We start from the raw sequence: 17,966 nt of genomic DNA, 5'->3' as shown, positions 1-17,966 counted from the left end.
GAACGAACGAGCACCGGCCGACGGCGGACCCAGCAGAGACATGCCACTGCACGAAGGGGAAGCCATGACAGCGACGACCGACGGAAGCACCGGGGCCATGCCTCCCCGTGTTGCCGCGGCCAGCGAAACCGACATCAACACCCCCGTGGCGGCCGGGGTGCACGACGCCGCCGCACACGCCGTACAACGCGCCACCGACTTCCTCCTCTCCCAGCAGGACGCGCAGGGCTGGTGGAAGGGCGACCTCGAGACCAACGTCACGATGGACGCCGAGGATCTGCTGCTCCGTCAGTTCCTGGGCATCCGCGAGGAGTCGACGACCCAGGCCGCCGCACTCTTCATCCGCGGCGAACAGCGCGAGGACGGCACCTGGGCGAGCTTCTACGGCGGACCCGGTGAACTCTCCACCACCATCGAGGCCTACGTCGCCCTGCGGCTGGCCGGTGACGCGCCGGACGCCCCGCACATGGCGAAGGCGTCGGCGTGGGTGAGGGAGCGGGGCGGGATCGCCTCGGCCCGCGTCTTCACCCGGATCTGGCTCGCCCTGTTCGGCTGGTGGAAATGGGACGACCTGCCCGAACTCCCGCCGGAACTCCTGTACTTCCCGACCTGGGTGCCGCTCAACATCTACGACTTCGGATGCTGGGCCCGGCAGACCATCGTGCCGCTCACGGTCGTCTCCGCGAAGCGGCCGGTACGCCCGGCGCCCTTCCCGCTCGACGAACTCCACACCGACCCGGACAATCCGAACCCCGTCAAACCCCTTGCCCCGGTGGCCAGTTGGGACGGCGCCTTCCAGCGGATCGACAAGGCGCTGCACCTCTACCGCAAGGTCGCCCCGCGCAAGCTGCGCCGGTCCGCGATGAACGCGGCGGCCCGCTGGATCATCGAGCGCCAGGAGAACGACGGCTGCTGGGGCGGCATCCAGCCGCCCGCCGTGTACTCGGTGATCGCCCTGCACCTGCTCGGCTACGACCTCGAACACCCCGTGATGCGCGCGGGACTTGAGTCGCTGGACCGGTTCGCCGTCTGGCGCGAGGACGGGGCCCGGATGATCGAGGCCTGCCAGTCCCCGGTGTGGGACACCTGCCTCGCCACCATCGCGCTCGCCGACGCGGGCGTGCCCGCCGACCACCCCCAACTGGTCAAGGCCGCCGACTGGATGCTCGGGGAGGAGATCGTCCGCCCCGGCGACTGGGCGGTCAAACGGCCCCAACTGCCGCCGGGCGGCTGGGCGTTCGAGTTCCACAACGACAACTACCCCGACATCGACGACACCGCCGAGGTGGTGCTCGCACTGCGCCGGGTCAGACATCACGACCCGGAGCGCCTCGACCGGGCCGCCGGACGCGCGGTCCGCTGGAACCTCGGCATGCAGTCGAAGAACGGCGGCTGGGGCGCCTTCGACGTCGACAACACCAGCCCGTTCCCCAACCGGCTGCCGTTCTGCGACTTCGGCGAGGTGATCGACCCGCCGTCGGCGGACGTCACCGCGCACGTCGTCGAGATGCTCGCCGTCGAGGGCCTCGCCCACGACCCGCGCACCCGGCGCGGCATCGAGTGGCTGCTCGCCGAACAGGAGGCGGACGGCTCGTGGTTCGGCCGCTGGGGCGTCAACTACGTCTACGGCACCGGGTCCGTCGTACCGGCGCTCGCCGCGGCCGGGATCCCCGGCTCGCACCCGGCGATCCGGCGCGCGGTCACCTGGCTGGAGACCGTGCAGAACGACGACGGCGGCTGGGGCGAGGACCTGCGCTCCTACAAGTACGCCAAGGAGTGGAGCGGCCGGGGCGCCTCGACCGCCTCACAGACGGCCTGGGCGCTGATGGCCCTGCTCGCGGCGGGGGAGCGGGACTCCAAGGCGGTGGAGCGCGGTGTGGAGTGGCTCGCGACGACCCAGCGGGAGGACGGGTCCTGGGACGAGCCCTACTTCACCGGCACGGGTTTCCCGTGGGACTTCTCCATCAACTACCACCTCTACCGGCAGGTCTTCCCGCTCACCGCGCTCGGCCGTTTCGTCCATGGAGAACCGTTCTCCCAGCCCACGTTCTCCCCGGCCAAGGGGGGCTGATGAGCTCACAGTCCGCCGGACCGCCGCTGCTGATCGCCTGCGCGCTCGGCATCGAGCACCTCGCCCTGCGCGCAGGCGACCGCTCCGGCGCCGGCGGGCCGGTCACCTTCCTCAGGACGGGGATGGGACCACAGGCCGCCGAGGAGGCCGTCTCCCGGCGCCTCGCCGACCCGGCGCTGGCCGAGGCCGCCGTACTGGCCACGGGTTTCTGCGCCGGACTCGCCCCCGGTATGCACCCCGGCGACCTCGTGGTCGCCGAGGAGACCAGGGAGGCGCGCGGAACCGTTCCGTGCGTCGGTACCGATCTGCTCGTCAAGGAGCTCGTCCGGGCGCTGCCCGGACGTGCCGTCCACACCGGCCCCCTGACCGGCTCCGATCACATCGTCCGCGGACAGGAACGGTCGGATCTGCTCGCGACCGGCGCGATCGCGGTCGACATGGAGTCGGCGGCCACGCTGCTGAGCGCCGTGCGTACGGGCGCGCGCCCGGTTGCGGCCGTACGGGTGGTCGTGGACGCTCCTGAACATGAACTCGTCCGGATCGGCACGGTGCGCGGTGGAATATCGGCTTTCCGCGTTCTTCGATCCGTTCTTCCCGCTTTTTTCGAATGGCACCGTTCTTTGCTGCTCCCCCGGAGGTGAGCCAGATGGCCATGCCGCTGCGCCAGTCCATCAAGGTCGCTACATATTTGGCCGAACAGAAGCTTCGCAAGAGGGACAAGTTCCCCCTGATCGTGGAGCTGGAACCTCTCTTCGCATGCAACCTGAAGTGCGAGGGCTGCGGCAAGATCCAGCACCCGGCGGGTGTGCTCAAGCAGCGCATGCCGGTGGCGCAGGCCGTCGGGGCGGTGCTCGAGTCCGGTGCGCCGATGGTGTCCATCGCGGGCGGTGAGCCCCTGATGCACCCTCAGATCGACGAGATCGTGCGGCAGTTGGTGGCGAAGAAGAAATACGTCTTCCTCTGCACCAACGCGATGCTGCTGCGCAAGAAGCTGGACAAGTTCACGCCGTCGCCGTATTTCGCGTTCGCGGTGCACATCGACGGGCTGCGTGAGCGGCACGACGAGTCCGTCGCGAAGGAGGGTGTGTTCGACGAGGCCGTGGAGGCGATGAAGGAGGCCAAGAAGCGCGGCTTCCGGGTCACCACGAACTCGACCTTCTTCAACACGGACACCCCGCAGACCATCATCGAGGTGCTCAACTTCCTCAACGACGACATCAAGGTCGACGAGATGATGATCTCGCCCGCCTACGCCTACGAGAAGGCGCCCGACCAGGAGCACTTCCTGGGTGTCGCGCAGACCCACGAGCTGTTCAAGAAGGCCTTCGCGGGCGGCAACCGGCGCAAGTGGCGGCTGAACCACTCGCCGCTCTTCCTGGACTTCCTGGAGGGCAAGGTCGACTTCCCGTGCACGGCCTGGGCGATCCCGAACTACTCCCTCTTCGGCTGGCAGCGCCCCTGCTACCTGATGAGCGACGGGTACGTCCCGACGTACCGGGAGCTGATCGAGGACACCGACTGGGACAAGTACGGCCGCGGCAAGGACCCGCGCTGCGCCAACTGCATGGCGCACTGCGGCTACGAGCCCACCGCCGTCCTCGCCACCATGGGCTCCCTCAAGGAGTCCCTGCGGGCCATGCGCGAGACCGTCGCCGGAAACCGCGACTGACGCCATGACCGCAGTGTCCCTGGGCGTCCCCGAGATGCCGGTCCGGCCGATCGCCCCGCGACGTGTGTCGCGGCAGATCCAGGTCGGGCCGGTGGCGGTCGGGGGCGGGGCCCCCGTCTCGGTCCAGTCGATGACGACGACGCGTACGTCGGACATCGGCGCCACCCTCCAACAGATCGCCGAACTCACCGCGTCCGGCTGCCAGATCGTCCGCGTCGCCTGCCCCACGCAGGACGACGCGGACGCGCTGGCGACCATCGCCCGCAAGTCCCAGATCCCGGTGATCGCCGACATCCACTTCCAGCCCAAGTACGTGTTCGCCGCGATCGAGGCCGGGTGTGCGGCGGTTCGCGTGAACCCCGGCAACATCAAGCAGTTCGACGACAAGGTCAAGGAGATCGCGCGCGCCGCGAAGGACCACGGCACGCCGATCCGGATCGGGGTCAACGCCGGTTCCCTGGACCGTCGTCTGCTGCAGAAGTACGGCAAGGCGACGCCCGAGGCGCTCGTCGAGTCGGCCCTGTGGGAGGCGTCCCTCTTCGAGGAGCACGGCTTCCGCGACATCAAGATCTCCGTCAAGCACAACGACCCCGTGGTGATGGTCAACGCCTACCGGCAGCTGGCCGCGCAGAGCGACTATCCGCTGCACCTCGGGGTCACCGAGGCCGGTCCCGCCTTCCAGGGCACGATCAAGTCGGCGGTGGCCTTCGGGGCGCTGCTCAGCGAGGGCATCGGCGACACCATCCGGGTGTCGCTGTCCGCCCCGCCGGTCGAGGAGGTCAAGGTCGGCCTCCAGATCCTGGAGTCGCTGAACCTCAAGCCCCGGCGGCTGGAGATCGTGTCGTGCCCGTCCTGCGGGCGGGCCCAGGTGGACGTCTACAAGCTCGCCGACGAGGTCACGGCGGGTCTTGAGGGCATGGAGGTGCCGTTGCGCGTCGCGGTCATGGGCTGCGTCGTCAACGGCCCCGGTGAGGCGCGGGAGGCGGACCTCGGGGTCGCCTCCGGCAACGGCAAGGGTCAGATCTTCGTCAAGGGCGAGGTCGTCAAGACCGTGCCCGAGTCGAAGATCGTGGAGACCCTCATCGAGGAGGCGATGAAGATCGCCGAACAGATGGAGCAGGACGGCGTCGCGGCGGGGGAGCCGGCCGTCACCGTGAGCTGAACAGCACGGACCGAAGGGGGCCCGACGTGACGATCCTGGAGAGCATCCGTCAACCACGCGACCTGAAGTCGCTGTCCGAGGCGGAACTCGGCGAACTGTCCGAAGAAATAAGGGAGTTCCTGGTCCACGCGGTGGCCAGGACCGGTGGTCACCTCGGACCCAACCTGGGCGTGGTGGAGTTGACCATCGCGCTGCACCGCGTCTTCGAGTCCCCGGCCGACCGCATCCTGTGGGACACCGGCCACCAGAGCTATGTGCACAAGATGCTGACGGGGCGTCAGGACTTCTCGAAACTGCGCGGCAAGGGCGGCCTGTCCGGCTACCCCTCGCGCGAGGAGTCCGAGCACGACGTCATCGAGAACAGCCACGCCTCCACCGCGCTCGGCTGGGCCGACGGCCTCGCCAAGGCCCGCCAGGTGCAGGGCGAGAAGGGCCATGTCGTCGCGGTCATCGGCGACGGCGCGCTGACCGGCGGCATGGCCTGGGAGGCGCTGAACAACATCGCCGCCGCCAAGGACCGGCCGCTGATCATCGTCGTCAACGACAACGAGCGCTCGTACGCGCCCACCATCGGCGGCCTCGCCAACCACCTGGCCACCCTGCGCACCACCGACAGCTACGAACAGGTCCTCGCCTGGGGCAAGCGCGTCCTGCTGCGCACCCCGGTCGTCGGCAACACCATCTACGAGTCGCTGCACGGCGCGAAGAAGGGCTTCAAGGACGCGTTCGCCCCGCAGGGCATGTTCGAGGACCTCGGCCTCAAGTACGTCGGCCCGATCGACGGACACGACATCGGCGCCGTCGAGTCCGCGCTGCGCCGCGCGAAACGCTTCCACGGCCCGGTCCTCGTGCACTGCCTCACGGAGAAGGGCCGCGGCTACGAACCCGCCCTCGCCCACGAGGAGGACCACTTCCACACCGTCGGCGTGATGGACCCCCTCACCTGCGCGCCCCTCGCCCCCTCCAACGGACCTTCCTGGACCAGCGTGTTCGGCGACGAGATCCTGCGCATCGGGGAGGAACGCGACGACGTCGTGGCCATCACGGCGGCCATGCTGCACCCGGTCGGCCTCGGCAAGTTCGCCGCGAGGTTCCCCGACCGGGTCTGGGACGTGGGCATCGCCGAGCAGCACGCGGCGGTCTCGGCGGCGGGCCTGGCGACCGGCGGCCTGCATCCCGTCGTCGCCGTCTACGCCACGTTCCTCAACCGGGCCTTCGACCAGCTCCTGATGGACGTGGCGCTGCACCGCTGCGGGGTCACGTTCGTCCTGGACCGCGCCGGGGTCACGGGAGTCGACGGCGCGTCGCACAACGGCATGTGGGACATGTCCATCCTCCAGGTCGTGCCGGGGCTCCGCATCGCCGCCCCGCGTGACGCCGCCCAACTCCGGGCCCAGCTACGGGAAGCGGTCGCCGTCGACGACGCGCCGACCCTCGTCCGCTTCCCGAAGGAGTCGGTCGGACCGGAGATCCCCGCCATCGACCGGGTGGGCGGCCTCGACGTCCTGCACCGCGCCACGCAGACCCCCGATGTGCTGCTCGTCGCCGTCGGTGTGATGGCGCCCGTCTGCCTCCAGGCCGCCGAACTCCTCGAGGCGCGGGGCATCAACTGCACGGTCGTGGACCCCCGTTGGGTCAAGCCCGTCGACCCGGCGCTCCCCGGCCTCGCCGCCGAGCACCGCCTCGTCGCCGTCGTGGAGGACAACAGCCGCGCCTCCGGCGTCGGCGCCGCCGTGGCGCTGGCGCTCGGGGACGCCGAAGTCGACGTCCCCGTACGGCGGTTCGGCATCCCGGAGCAGTTCCTCGCGCACGCCAAACGCGGGGAGCTGCTCGCCGACATCGGCCTCACACCCGTCGAGGTCGCCGGACGGATCAGCGCAAGCCTGGCGGTCAAGGACACGAACGCCGGCACAGCCAAGGAGAAACCCGAATGACCAAGGAGTTCGACCTCACCGCGCTGCTGGCCGAGCGCGGAGCCGAGCGCTACGAGCTGCACGCCAAGTACCTCAACCACCAGCTCCCGCGCATGCTCCACACCATCGGCTTCGACAAGGTCTACGAGCGGGGCGAGGGCGCCTACTTCTGGGACGCCGAAGGCAACGACTACCTCGACATGCTCGCCGGGTTCGGGGTGATGGGCCTGGGCCGCCACCACCCCGTCGTCCGCAAGGCGGTGCACGACGTCCTCGACGCCCAGCTCGCCGACCTCACCCGCTTCGACTGCCAGCCGCTGCCCGGCCTGCTCGCCGAGCAACTCCTCACCCACAGCCCGCACCTGGACCGGGTGTTCTTCGGCAACAGCGGCACGGAGGCGGTCGAGACCGCGCTCAAGTTCGCCCGCTACGCCACCGGGAAACCCCGCGTCCTCTACTGCGACCACGCCTTCCACGGCCTCACCACCGGCTCGCTCTCGGTCAACGGCGAGGACGGCTTCCGCGACGGCTTCGCCCCGCTGCTGCCCGACACGGCCCTGCCGCTCGGCGATCTCGACGCCCTGGCACGGGAGTTGAAGAAGGGCGACGTCGCCGCGCTCGTCGTCGAGCCGATCCAGGGCAAGGGCGTCCACGAGGCGCCGCCCGGCTATCTGCGCGCCGCGCAGGAACTCCTGCACCAGCACAAGGCGTTGCTCATCGCCGACGAGGTGCAGACCGGCCTCGGGCGCACCGGCGACTTCTACGCCTACCAGCACGAGGAGGGCGTGGAGCCTGACTTGGTGTGCGTGGCCAAGGCGCTCTCCGGCGGCTATGTGCCGGTCGGTGCCACCCTCGGCAAGGACTGGATCTTCAAGAAGGTCTACTCGTCCATGGACCGGGTGCTGGTCCACTCGGCGAGCTTCGGGGCCAACGCCCAGGCCATGGCGGCCGGCCTCGCCGTGCTGTCCGTCATGGAGAACGAGCAGGTCGTCGCCAACGCCCGTGCCACCGGGGACCAGTTGAGGTCCCGGCTCGCCGCGCTGGTCGACAAGTACGAACTGCTCGCGGATGTCCGCGGCCGGGGCCTGATGATCGGCATCGAGTTCGGCAGGCCCAAGTCCCTGAAGCTGCGCAGCCGTTGGACCATGCTGCAGGCCGCGCGCAAGGGCCTGTTCGCGCAGATGGTGGTCGTACCGCTGCTCCAGCGGCACCGGATCCTCACCCAGGTCTCCGGCGACCACCTGGAGGTCATCAAGCTGATCCCGCCGCTGATCATCGGCGAGCGTGAGGTGGACCGGTTCGTAGACGCGTTCACCGCCGTGATGGACGACGCGCACAGTGGTGGCGGGCTGATGTGGGACTTCAGCAAGACACTGGTGAAGCAGGCGGTGGCCAACCGCTAGGTTTTTGCCCCTGAGGCAAGAAATTTGCCGCAGGGGCAAAAGTCCGGCTGAATGGAGGACATGAGCTCCTCCGAGACCGGGCCGGAACCGTCGGCAGGGCCGGCCGAAGACCTGCCGGCCACCGTCGCACCACAGCTCCGCGCGCTGCGCCGCCGCGCCTCCCTCACCCTGGAGGCCGCCGCCCGCTCCGCCGGGCTCTCGCCCGCCCATCTCTCCCGTCTGGAGACCGGGCAGCGCCAGCCCTCGCTGCCGATGCTGCTCGCGCTCGCCCGCATCTACGGTACGACAGTCTCGGATCTGCTCGGCGAGACGGCCACCGACCGGGACTCCGTCGTCCGCGCCGCCGACATGGAACCGACCCGCGCGGGCGGCTGGACCTACTGGCAGGCCGGGGCCCCCGGCCGCGGGATGCAGTCGCTGCGCGTCCGCATCCCGCACGGCTCCCAGGGCGACATCGTGCGCGTGCACCCCGGCGAGGAGTGGCTCTACGTCCTCACCGGCCGACTGCGGCTGCGGCTCGGCGACACCGCGCACATCCTCGCGCCGGGCGACAGCGCCCACTTCGACTCGCTGACCCCGCACCGCCTCGCCGCCGCCGACGAGGACGGCGTCGAGGTCCTGTTCGTCCACACCCTGCTGCAGAGCCCCACGGCCACCCTGTGCCTGGGCCCGATCACCGGAGAGACGTCATGAGCGGCAACAACATCGAGGACAAGTTCCCGCGCGCCCTGTGGATCCGGCTCATCATCTACATCGCCGTCGGCCACCTCTTCGCGGCCTTCATCTACCTGCTGTTCTCCGTGGGCGCCAAGTAGCCCGCGACGGCGGCCTGTTGAGCCGGGCCGGTAGCCTCGGCCGGTTCAGTCGAGCAGGCGCTCGCGCAGCCGCTCCCGGATCTCCGGGGTGATCCCGAGCCCCTGTTCCAGGTAGGCGTCCACGCTGCCCCAGGTCTCCTCGACGGTCTCGAAGGCCGCCGTCAGATATTCGGCGCGGGCGTCGAAGAGGGGGCTGAGGAGCTCCATCACCTCGGGGGAGTAGGCCGAGGCGGAGGAACTGCTGCGGCGCACCTTGTAGCGACGGTGCTTCGCGTTCGACTCCAGGTAGTCGGTCACGATCGCCTCGCGCTCCACGCCGAGGGCGAGCAGCGTCACGGCTATCGACAGACCCGCGCGGTCCTTGCCCGCCGCGCAGTGCATCAGCGCGGGGACGCTGTCGTCCGCGAGGGAGCGCAGCACCTGGGAGTGCTCGGCGGTGCGCTCCTTGATGATCGTCCGGTACGACGCGACCATGCGGGCGGCGCCCTTGCCGTCGCCGAGGATCTCGCGCAGCTGCTCCATCTCGCCGTCGCGGACCATCTTCCAGAACTCGGAGCCGTCCGCCGGGTCGCTCAGCGGCAGATTCACATTGCGCACACCCGGCAGCTCGACGTCGGGACCCTCCAGCTTCTGGTCCGACGCGTTACGGAAGTCGAAGATCGTGTGCAGGCCCAGCGAGCCGAGGAACGCGGCGTCCTCGTCGGTCGCGTGCGCGAGGTGGCCGCTGCGGAACAGCACCCCGTGCCGCACCCGGCGTCCGTCCACCGTCGGAAGTCCGCCCACGTCCCGGAAATTGCGCACTCCGGACAACTCCGGCTCGGTCGACGGAATCTGCTGCGTCACGAGGACTCCTCCCACTCGGCCCGACGACGCGGCTCACCGGCGGGCACGTTCTCGACGATACGACATGGGTTCCCCAGGCAATGAGTTGTCCACAGGCGTTGCCTCGCAGGCCCCGTGCCGTTGATGATGTTGGTGCTTGAGCGGACTTGTTCGAATCTGTGAGGGGCTTGATGTTGGAGATCGCCGAGAACGGCCGTACGTGGGTGCTGTCGGGCCCGACGAGCAGCTATGCCGTCCATCTCACCGAGCAGGACGAGCTGCTCCACCTGCACTGGGGCCCCGCGATCGCACTCGCCGACGCCGAGGAACTGGCGGCCCGGCCGCTGCCCGGCGCCTCCTCCTTCGAGTCGCGGCTCGACGGCCGCGAGGAGTACCCCGTCGAGGGTGGCCCCCGCTTCGCCCGCCCCGCCCTCTCCGTGCGCACGCCCGAGCGCCGCGGCACGGAATGGACCTTCGAGCGGTACGACACCGAGGGCGACGAGCTGCGGCTGCGCTTCCGGGACGGCGGCCTTGCGATCACGCTGCACTACCGGACGCGCGGTGACGTCGTAGAGCGCTGGACGACCCTCGGCAACGACGGGGCCGCGCCCCTGGAGCTGCTGCGTGCGGACTCCGCGACCTGGACGCTGCCCGAGCGCGAGGGCTGGCGGCTGTCCCAGCTGCACGGCCGGTGGGCCGCCGAGTCCCGGCTGGTGCGCTCCGACCTCACCTACGGTGAGAAGGTCATCGGCAGCCGCCGCGGCCACACCGGACACCAGCACCTCCCCTGGGTCGCCCTCGACACCGACGCGACCGAGGAGCGCGGCGAGGTGTACGGCTGCGCCCTCGGCTGGTCGGGGTCCTGGCGGCTCGCCGTGGCCCAACTCCCGGACGCGCGCGTGCAGATCACCGGCGGCGCCGGGTACGACGACTCCGGGCTGCTGCTCCTGGCGCCGGGGGAGTCCTTCACGACCCCGGTCTTCGCCGGCCTGTGGAGCGACACCGGCCACGGCGGCGCGAGCCGCACCTGGCACACGTACCAGCGGACGTACGTCATCCCGGACGCGGACCAGGACCGGCCGGTGCTCTACAACTCCTGGGAGGCCACCCAGTTCGACATCTCCGAGGACCAGCAGGAGGTGCTCGCGCGGCGGGCGGCGGCGGTCGGGGTCGAGCTGTTCGTGGTGGACGACGGCTGGTTCGGCGCCCGCACCAGCGACCGCGCCGGGCTCGGCGACTGGACGCCCAACCCGGACCGCTTCCCGGCAGGGCTCAAGCCCCTCGCCGACCGTGTGCACGCCCTGGGCATGCGGTTCGGCATCTGGGTCGAGCCCGAGATGGTCAACGCGGACAGCGACCTGTACCGCGCGCACCCCGACTGGGTGCAGTACCAGGAAGGACGGAAGCGGACGGAGTTCCGCAACCAGCTCGTCCTGAACCTCGCCCGCGAGGACGTCCAGGAGTACCTGTGGGAGCAGCTCGACGGGCTCCTCTCCAGCGCCCCGATCGACTACGTGAAGTGGGACTTCAACCGCTGCTTCACCGACGCGGGCTGGCCGGGCGAGGCCTACCCGCAGCGCCTCTGGGTGGATCATGTGCGCGCCCTGTACGGCCTGTTGGACCGGTTGCGGGAGGCCCACCCGGGCGTCGCCTTCGAGTCCTGCTCGGGCGGCGGCGGCCGGATCGACCTCGGCATCATGAGCCGCACGGACCAGGTGTGGACCTCGGACAACACCGACCCGCTGGACCGGCTCGCCATCCAGTACGGCTTCAGCCAGATCCACCCCGCGCGCGTGATGGCCGCCTGGGTCACCGACAGCCCCAACACCCAGCTCAACGGCCGGGTCAGCAGCCTGCGCTTCCGGTTCGTGAGCGCCATGGCCGGTGTGCTCGGCGTGGGCGGCGACCTCTCGGAGTGGACCGAGGAGGAGCTCGCCGAGGCCCGCCGCTGGGTGGACCTCTACAAGGAGATCCGGCCCCTCGTGCAGCACGGCGACCTGTACCGCCTGCGCCCGCCGACCGGTGGACTCAGCGCCGTGCAGTACGTCCGCGGCGACGAGACCGTCGTCCTCGCCCTCCTCCAGGCGCAGCACTACGGCGAGCCCCTCCCGGCGCTCAGGCTGCGCGGACTCGACCCGACAGTGTCGTACGAATGCCTCGAAACGGGCGAAGTGCACCGAGGGGCCGTGCTGTTGCACCACGGACTGCCGACCGGGCTGCGCGGTGACCTGGATGCGATGGTTCTCCGGCTGCGTCGCATCTGATCCTTCTGTCCCAATTGCAGCCTTCGTCCAACTCGCTCTGGAATAAAGGAACCTGAGAGTCGCGTACGTGAGCAGCGTCATATTCGTGACCGTGCGTCGTTCGTCATGTTCACGTAATTGACGTGCTTTTACAGGGGAATTGAAGGGCAGGGTCCTGGGGGAATTCACGGAGGGTGACTGTGAATTCCCACAAGGGATCACAAGAAACGCAAATCCGTGGAACCTCCTGCTTGTCCCTTTGCGTCTTCCTCGCTTACGTTCGCCACCAATCCGGACGGACGCCCAGTCCTGCCGCCGACCGGACTTCGCATCCACTCACCCGTATGCGGCAGGAGCGGGGGACCCACAGGTACGACGCCTGTTCCGGTCTCCGGAACGGGCTTGGGGTCAAGACGCGCCCAGTGCGCGGCCGGGCATCTCCAGCCCGAACCCGACAGCTCACCTCGCAGGCGCCGGAGAGGAATTCGTCATGCCCGCGAAGGGTAAACACCGCCGCCCGAAGCCCCAGCGCTTCACCCGCTCGATAGCCGTCGCCGGAACCGGCGGCGCGGCACTCGCCCTTCCGCTCATGGGAGCCACCGGCGCCCATGCCGCGACCACGACTTCCGCTCCGGAAAAGGCGGTTCAGTCCGTTCCGGTGGTCGAGAAGACGGCGACCGAGAAGTCCACCGCCGCCAAGTCGGCGCGCGTCACCACGTATTCGGTGAAGTCGGACGACTATCTCTCGAAGATCGCCGAGGAGCAGGACGTCACCGGCGGCTGGAAGAAGATCTATCAGGACAACCGCGAGGCCATCGGCGGCAACCCGTCGCTGATCCACCCGGGCCTGAAGCTCTCCCTCGGTGAGAAGGCCACGACGAGGGGGACGGACACGACCAAGTCGTCGACGTCGTCCGGCACTTCGTCCTCGTTCTCCTCTTCTTCCAAGAAGTCGTCGGCCACGCAGAGCGCCGACACCACCAGCACCTCCACCGGCTACGGCCTTCCCGTGACCGGCGGCACCATCGGCACCGGCTACCGCGTCGCCGGCAGCATGTGGTCCAGCGGCTACCACACGGGCGTCGACTTCGTCGTCCCGACCGGCACCACCATCAAGGCGGTCGCCGCGGGCACGGTCGTCTCGGCGGCCTACGACGGCGCCTACGGCAACGAGGTCGTCATCCGGCACGCGGACGGCGAGTACTCGCAGTACGCCCACATGTCGCAGCTCTCCGTCTCGGCCGGCCAGACCGTCACCGAGGGCCAGCAGCTCGGCCTCTCCGGCGCGACCGGCAATGTGACCGGCCCGCACCTGCACTTCGAGATCCGGACCACGCCGTACTACGGCTCGGACGTCGACCCGGTCGCCTATCTCCGCTCGCACGGGGTCACCGTCGGCTGACCCCAGGCCCCGACGCCACCCCCCCCACAGCACCGAAGGCCGGACCCCGATCCCCGGGTCCGGCCTTCGGCGTATGGCAGTTTCGCCGTCAACGTACCTGGTCAGAGAGTTATTCCGACTTTGGACAACCCTTTACAAGTGGCTTATCTCACCGTCCGTCAACCCCTTATTACGATCGCGTAGGTCACAGGCGAGGGTGAATTATGGTTGCCGTGGCTAACGATTCGAAGAGTGACAGCAGATCAGTGATCGGGTCGTACGTGGCGCTGGGGGACAGCTTCACCGAAGGCGTCGGCGACCCTGGGCCCGACGGCGCGATGGTCGGCTGGGCCGACCGGTTCGCGGTACTGCTCGCGGATCGCCGGCCCGAAGGCGACTTCGCGTACGCCAACCTCGCCGTGCGCGGAAAGCTGCTCGACCAGATCGTGGCCGACCAGCTCACCCGGGCCAAGGAGCTCGGCCCCGACCTGGTCTCCTTCAGCGCGGGCGGCAACGACATCATCCGCCCCGGCACCGACCCCGACGAGGTCGCCGAGCGTTTCGAGCGCGCGGTGGCCGACCTCACCGGCGCCGTCGGCACCGTCATGGTGACGACCGGCTTCGACACCCGCGGCGTGCCCGTGCTCAAGCACCTGCGCGGCAAGATCGCCACCTACAACGGACATGTGCGGGCCATCGCCGACCGCTACGGCTGCCCGGTGCTCGACCTCTGGTCCCTGAAGACCATCCAGGACCGGCGGGCCTGGGACGGCGACCGGCTGCACCTCTCTCCCGAGGGGCACACGCGCGTGGCGCTCCGCGCCGGACAGGTCCTCGGCGTCGAGGTCCCGGCCGACCCGGAGCAGCCCTGGCCCCCGCTGCCGCCGCGCGGCCCGCTCGACATCCGGCGCGACGATGTCCACTGGGCGCGCGAGTACCTGGTGCCGTGGATCGGACGCCGGCTGCGCGGCGAGTCCTCCGGCGACCACGTGGAGGCGAAGGGCGCACTGTCACCCGACGCCATCAAGATGCGGATCGGGGCGGTGGCCTGAGGAGGGGCGAGGGGATACGGCGGTCGCTCCTGGTGCGCTGCGTGCCACGGGCGCCGTCGTCACGGTCCGCGAAGTGAACCGAGTCGCTACGGAGAGGCCGATCAGGGCGTCGTCAACGCGGCCCGGTCGAGCCCCAGTTCACGGGCGAGCGCCTCGTCGACCCACTCCAGGGCGCGCGCCCGGGACACCGTTCCCGCGTACGCCGTCATCTGTACGGCGAGGCCGTCGAGGAGGGCCGTGAGGCGCAGGGCCGCGCCGCCCGGGTCCGGGCAGTGGAACTCGCCCGCGGTCACCCCCTCGGCGACGACCTCCGCGAGGGCCTGCTTCCACTGCCGGTCGAGATCGCGCGTGACGTCCAGGAGAGCGGGTTCGCGCAGCGCCGCCGCCCAGCCCTCTATCCACAGCCGCCAGCCCTTGGCCGGCCCGGTCGGCGCGTACCAGCGCACCGCGGCCCGCAGCCGGCGCAGCGCGGTCGTACGGCGGCCGAGCAGCTTGCGCAGATGCGCGAGGTCGTCCTCGGCGGCGAAGGCGAACGCGGCGGCGACCAGTTTCTCCTTGGTCGAGAAGTGATAGAGCACCAGCGCGTTGCTCACCCCGAGCGCCGAGGCCACGTCGGCGATCCTGACCGCCGCCACGCCCCGCGCCTCGATCTGCTCCACGGCGGCGCGCAGCAACTCCGCCCGCCGCTCCGCCACGCTCAACCGCACTCTCGCCACGCCGTCACCCTAATCCGTTGCCCATAGGGGTGTTGCCCCGTACGTCACCGGTACCAGCCGAACCGTTCCGCGATGACCGGCAGCCGGTCCGCGACGATCGCGTGCGCGGCGGCGCGCGGAGTGGTGCCGTCGGTCTCCGCGCGGGCCAGCATCAGGTCGATCAGGGCACGCATCGACCGCCTGGTGTGGGCGAACGCCTCGCCCGCGTCCGCGCCGATGTCGCCGAACAGGGTCCACCACCACCAGGCGTTCGTCCCGGAGTTCACGACCACGTCCGGCAGAACGACGACCCCGCGCGCGGAGAGCAGTTCCTCCGCCTCCGGGAGGACCGGCATGTTCGCGGCCTCGACGATCCAACGGGCCGTGATTCCTTGCTGGTTGGTGGTGTCGATCGCGTACGACACCGCCGCCGGGACCAGCACCTCCGCCTCGACCGACAGCCAGTCCTCACCGGGCAGTTCGAGGTCGCCCGGGCGCAGCACGGAACGGTCCACGGTGCCGTACGCGTCCCGGGCCGAGAGCAGCGCGTCGATGTCCAGGCCGCCCGGGTTCACGATCGTGCCCTTGATGTCGGCGACGGCGACGAGCGTCAGCCCCGCGCGCGTGAGGAACCGCGCCGTGGCCCCGCCCATCGTGCCCAGGCCCTGCACGGCGACCCGTGTCCCCGTGTACGGCACGCCCGCCCGGTCCAGCGCCGCGAGCACCGACTCGGCGACCCCGCAGCCCCCGACCAGCTCGTCCAGACCGATGCCGTCCACCTCGACCGCGAAGGCGTCCGCGAGCCGCCGCCGTGCCTCCGTCTCGTCGTCGAGCAGCGGATACACGGCCTGGATCGACGACACGAGCCCCGCCTCCGCGGCGGCCCGCTCGACCAGGTCCTGGGTGAGCCCGAGATCCTCACCCGTCGTCCAGAAGCTCTCGATGTACGGCCGCATGGCACGCAGATAGCGGACGAGGATGCCGTACGACTCCGGGTCCTGCGGGTCGCAGTCGATGCCGCCCTTGGCGCCGCCCAACGGGACGTAGCGGCCCTCCGGGTCGTAGTGCAGCGCCTCTTTCATGGTCATGCCCCGGGCGAGTCCGGTCACCTCGGCGAGGGTGCAGCCCGGCCGCATCCGCAGGCCGCCGCTGGACACCCCGCGCACCAGCCGGTCGACGACCAGGAAGCCCTGGCGGCCGGTGACGTGGTCGGTCCAGGTGAGCGACATCAAGGGGGCGGTCATACGGGCTCCTCGGGGCACCGGCCGGCAGGACGCGTACCGAAGCGGTCGACCGGACAGCGGGTACTGAACGGCGAGTCAGTATCGGAAGCGGCGTCGGGTCCTGTCAACGCGGGACCGGGTCCCGGCCCGGCGCGTCGTCCCCGGCATGGAACTTTGGGCTTTCTTTGGAAAGCGGGCTCCGAGATGCCGATGCGACGGCGTTGTCACAGGGGTCGACCATAATGGAAAGCCTGACCGACTCCACCTGGAGGAACCGTGACCGGAATCCGTACCCTCAGCTCCGGGCTCCGCGCGCTGCAGCCCGAGGCCTTCGGCGCGGACCCGAGCGGCGAGCGCCTGGCGCGCATCCGTAGATCCCCGCATTTCAAGGACGGGGTCTTCCAGAACCCCGGCGGCAATACGAGCGTCCGCCCGTCCGGCGGCGCGATGCGCGGGATGGGCAAGTCCTACCTCGACAAGCAGGAGCGTGCCCGCCGCGCCCCCACCGGCACCCTGCCCGTGCACGCCACCACCCTCGCCGACCTGGCCAGGCCCGCCGCGACCGGCCTGCGGCTGACCTGGATGGGCCACTCCAGCGTGCTCGCGGAGATCGACGGCCACCGAGTCCTCTTCGACCCGGTCTGGGGCGACCGCTGCTCCCCGTTCCCGTTCGCGGGACCCAAGCGGCTGCACCCGGTGCCCCTGCCGCTGGCCGCGCTCGGCCCGGTCGACGTCGTCGTCATCTCGCACGACCACTACGACCACCTGGACATGCCCACGATCAAGGCGCTGGCCGACACGGACACCCTGTTCGCCGTTCCGCTGGGCGTCGGCGCGCACCTGGAGCACTGGGGCGTGTCCCCCGACCGGCTGCGCGAGCTGGACTGGCACGAGGAGACCAAGGTCGGCGGCCTCACCCTGACCGCGACCCCGGCCCGCCACTTCTGCGGGCGCGGCCTGCGCAACACCCAGCACACCCTCTGGGCCTCCTGGGTGGTCGCCGGTGACGAGCACCGGATCTACCACAGCGGTGACACCGGCTACTTCGACGGCTTCAAGGAGATCGGCGCCGCGCACGGCCCGTTCGACGCCACGATGATCCAGATCGGCGCGTACAGCGAGTTCTGGCCCGACATCCACATGACCCCGGAGGAGGGCCTGCGCGCCCACCTCGACCTCCAGGGCGGGCAGCCGCACGGCGTGCTGCTGCCGATCCACTGGGGCACGTTCAACCTGGCGCTGCACCCGTGGGCCGAGCCCGGCGAGTGGACCGCGGACGCGGGGGAGTCGGCGGGCCAGGCCGTGGCCACACCGAGGCCCGGCGAGCCGTTCGAGCCGGGCGGCACCCTGACGACGGACCCGTGGTGGCGCCCCTTCGGGGGCACGATCGACCGGCACTGGCACACCGCGACCCCGGCCGGGCCGGAAGCGAAGCAGTCGGCGACCCCGGCGGAGCTGGACCTCGCGAGCGAGCGCTGAGCCGAGCCGGGCCGAGCCGGGAAGGCTCGATCTGCCAT

Annotated in this window: 15 protein-coding genes and 1 riboswitch; of the genes, 12 read left to right on the top strand and 3 right to left on the bottom strand. The window is 70.3% G+C overall.

Going from position 1 to position 17,966, the window contains the following annotated elements; translation table 11 throughout:
* Positions 1-64: 64 nt before the first annotated feature.
* From shc to OHT77_RS07460, 8 genes are read left to right on the top strand one after another with little or no spacing between them, the layout of a single operon-like run.
* On the top strand, positions 65-2,071 hold the full coding sequence (shc, locus tag OHT77_RS07495) for a squalene--hopene cyclase (protein ID WP_328827241.1): 2,007 nt from the start codon (positions 65-67) through the stop codon (positions 2,069-2,071).
* Positions 2,071-2,712 (top strand): phosphorylase family protein, encoded by a 642-nt coding sequence (locus OHT77_RS07490; RefSeq protein ID WP_328827239.1) that lies wholly within the window; start codon positions 2,071-2,073, stop codon positions 2,710-2,712. The genes shc and OHT77_RS07490 overlap by 1 nt, the downstream gene beginning before the upstream one ends.
* 5 nt (positions 2,713-2,717) lie before the next feature.
* Positions 2,718-3,740, top strand: coding sequence for an adenosyl-hopene transferase HpnH (gene hpnH / locus OHT77_RS07485; protein WP_266766523.1), 1,023 nt, complete (start codon positions 2,718-2,720; stop codon positions 3,738-3,740).
* Between the two features lie 4 nt (positions 3,741-3,744).
* On the top strand, positions 3,745-4,902 hold the full coding sequence (gene ispG, locus OHT77_RS07480) for a flavodoxin-dependent (E)-4-hydroxy-3-methylbut-2-enyl-diphosphate synthase (protein WP_266766522.1): 1,158 nt from the start codon (positions 3,745-3,747) through the stop codon (positions 4,900-4,902).
* Between the two features lie 26 nt (positions 4,903-4,928).
* Positions 4,929-6,836, top strand: a complete 1,908-nt coding sequence (gene dxs, locus OHT77_RS07475; RefSeq protein WP_328827238.1) for a 1-deoxy-D-xylulose-5-phosphate synthase — start codon at positions 4,929-4,931, stop codon at positions 6,834-6,836.
* The gene (locus OHT77_RS07470) at positions 6,833-8,218 is read left to right on the top strand and encodes an aspartate aminotransferase family protein (RefSeq protein ID WP_328827236.1); all 1,386 of its coding nucleotides are present in this window, start codon (positions 6,833-6,835) and stop codon (positions 8,216-8,218) included. The genes dxs and OHT77_RS07470 overlap by 4 nt, the downstream gene beginning before the upstream one ends.
* A gap of 60 nt (positions 8,219-8,278) precedes the next feature.
* Positions 8,279-8,911 carry a helix-turn-helix domain-containing protein gene (locus OHT77_RS07465; protein ID WP_328827235.1) on the top strand — a complete coding sequence of 211 codons (633 nt, stop codon included), beginning with the start codon at positions 8,279-8,281 and terminating at the stop codon, positions 8,909-8,911.
* Positions 8,908-9,033: a DUF6126 family protein gene (locus OHT77_RS07460; protein WP_266766518.1), complete on the top strand. Its 126-nt coding sequence runs from the start codon at positions 8,908-8,910 to the stop codon at positions 9,031-9,033. The genes OHT77_RS07465 and OHT77_RS07460 overlap by 4 nt, the downstream gene beginning before the upstream one ends.
* 45 nt (positions 9,034-9,078) lie before the next feature.
* On the opposite strand, the gene OHT77_RS07455 is transcribed toward OHT77_RS07460, so the two are convergent.
* Positions 9,079-9,876: a tyrosine-protein phosphatase gene (locus OHT77_RS07455; protein ID WP_266766517.1), complete on the bottom strand. Its 798-nt coding sequence runs from the start codon at positions 9,874-9,876 to the stop codon at positions 9,079-9,081.
* Positions 9,877-10,046: 170 nt separating this feature from the next.
* Between OHT77_RS07455 and OHT77_RS07450 the strand changes: the two genes are divergently transcribed.
* The 3 genes from OHT77_RS07450 (at position 10,047) to OHT77_RS07440 (ending at position 14,531) form a co-directional block, all read left to right on the top strand.
* Positions 10,047-12,119, top strand: a complete 2,073-nt coding sequence (locus tag OHT77_RS07450; RefSeq protein ID WP_328827234.1) for an alpha-galactosidase — start codon at positions 10,047-10,049, stop codon at positions 12,117-12,119.
* A gap of 302 nt (positions 12,120-12,421) precedes the next feature.
* Positions 12,422-12,584: riboswitch (cyclic di-AMP (ydaO/yuaA leader) on the top strand.
* A gap of 4 nt (positions 12,585-12,588) precedes the next feature.
* A complete protein-coding gene (locus OHT77_RS07445) occupies positions 12,589-13,500 on the top strand; it encodes a LysM peptidoglycan-binding domain-containing M23 family metallopeptidase (protein WP_328827233.1) in 912 nt (303 codons plus the stop codon).
* Positions 13,501-13,745: 245 nt separating this feature from the next.
* On the top strand, positions 13,746-14,531 hold the full coding sequence (locus tag OHT77_RS07440) for an SGNH/GDSL hydrolase family protein (protein ID WP_328834182.1): 786 nt from the start codon (positions 13,746-13,748) through the stop codon (positions 14,529-14,531).
* 101 nt (positions 14,532-14,632) lie between these two features.
* On the opposite strand, the gene OHT77_RS07435 is transcribed toward OHT77_RS07440, so the two are convergent.
* Positions 14,633-15,247 (bottom strand): TetR/AcrR family transcriptional regulator, encoded by a 615-nt coding sequence (locus OHT77_RS07435; RefSeq protein WP_323185249.1) that lies wholly within the window; start codon positions 15,245-15,247, stop codon positions 14,633-14,635.
* A gap of 44 nt (positions 15,248-15,291) precedes the next feature.
* Positions 15,292-16,470 carry a Glu/Leu/Phe/Val dehydrogenase dimerization domain-containing protein gene (locus OHT77_RS07430; RefSeq protein WP_328827232.1) on the bottom strand — a complete coding sequence of 393 codons (1,179 nt, stop codon included), beginning with the start codon at positions 16,468-16,470 and terminating at the stop codon, positions 15,292-15,294.
* Between the two features lie 255 nt (positions 16,471-16,725).
* Here OHT77_RS07430 and OHT77_RS07425 point away from each other — a divergent pair, with 255 nt between their 5' ends.
* Complete coding sequence (locus OHT77_RS07425) at positions 16,726-17,928, top strand: MBL fold metallo-hydrolase (protein WP_328827230.1); 1,203 nt, start codon at positions 16,726-16,728, stop codon at positions 17,926-17,928.
* Positions 17,929-17,966 lie beyond the last annotated feature (38 nt).

The sequence above is a fragment of the Streptomyces sp. NBC_00252 genome (assembly GCF_036187565.1).
Taxonomy (GTDB): Bacteria; Actinomycetota; Actinomycetes; order Streptomycetales; family Streptomycetaceae; genus Streptomyces.
This window is presented reverse-complemented; position numbering and strand designations above follow the sequence as displayed.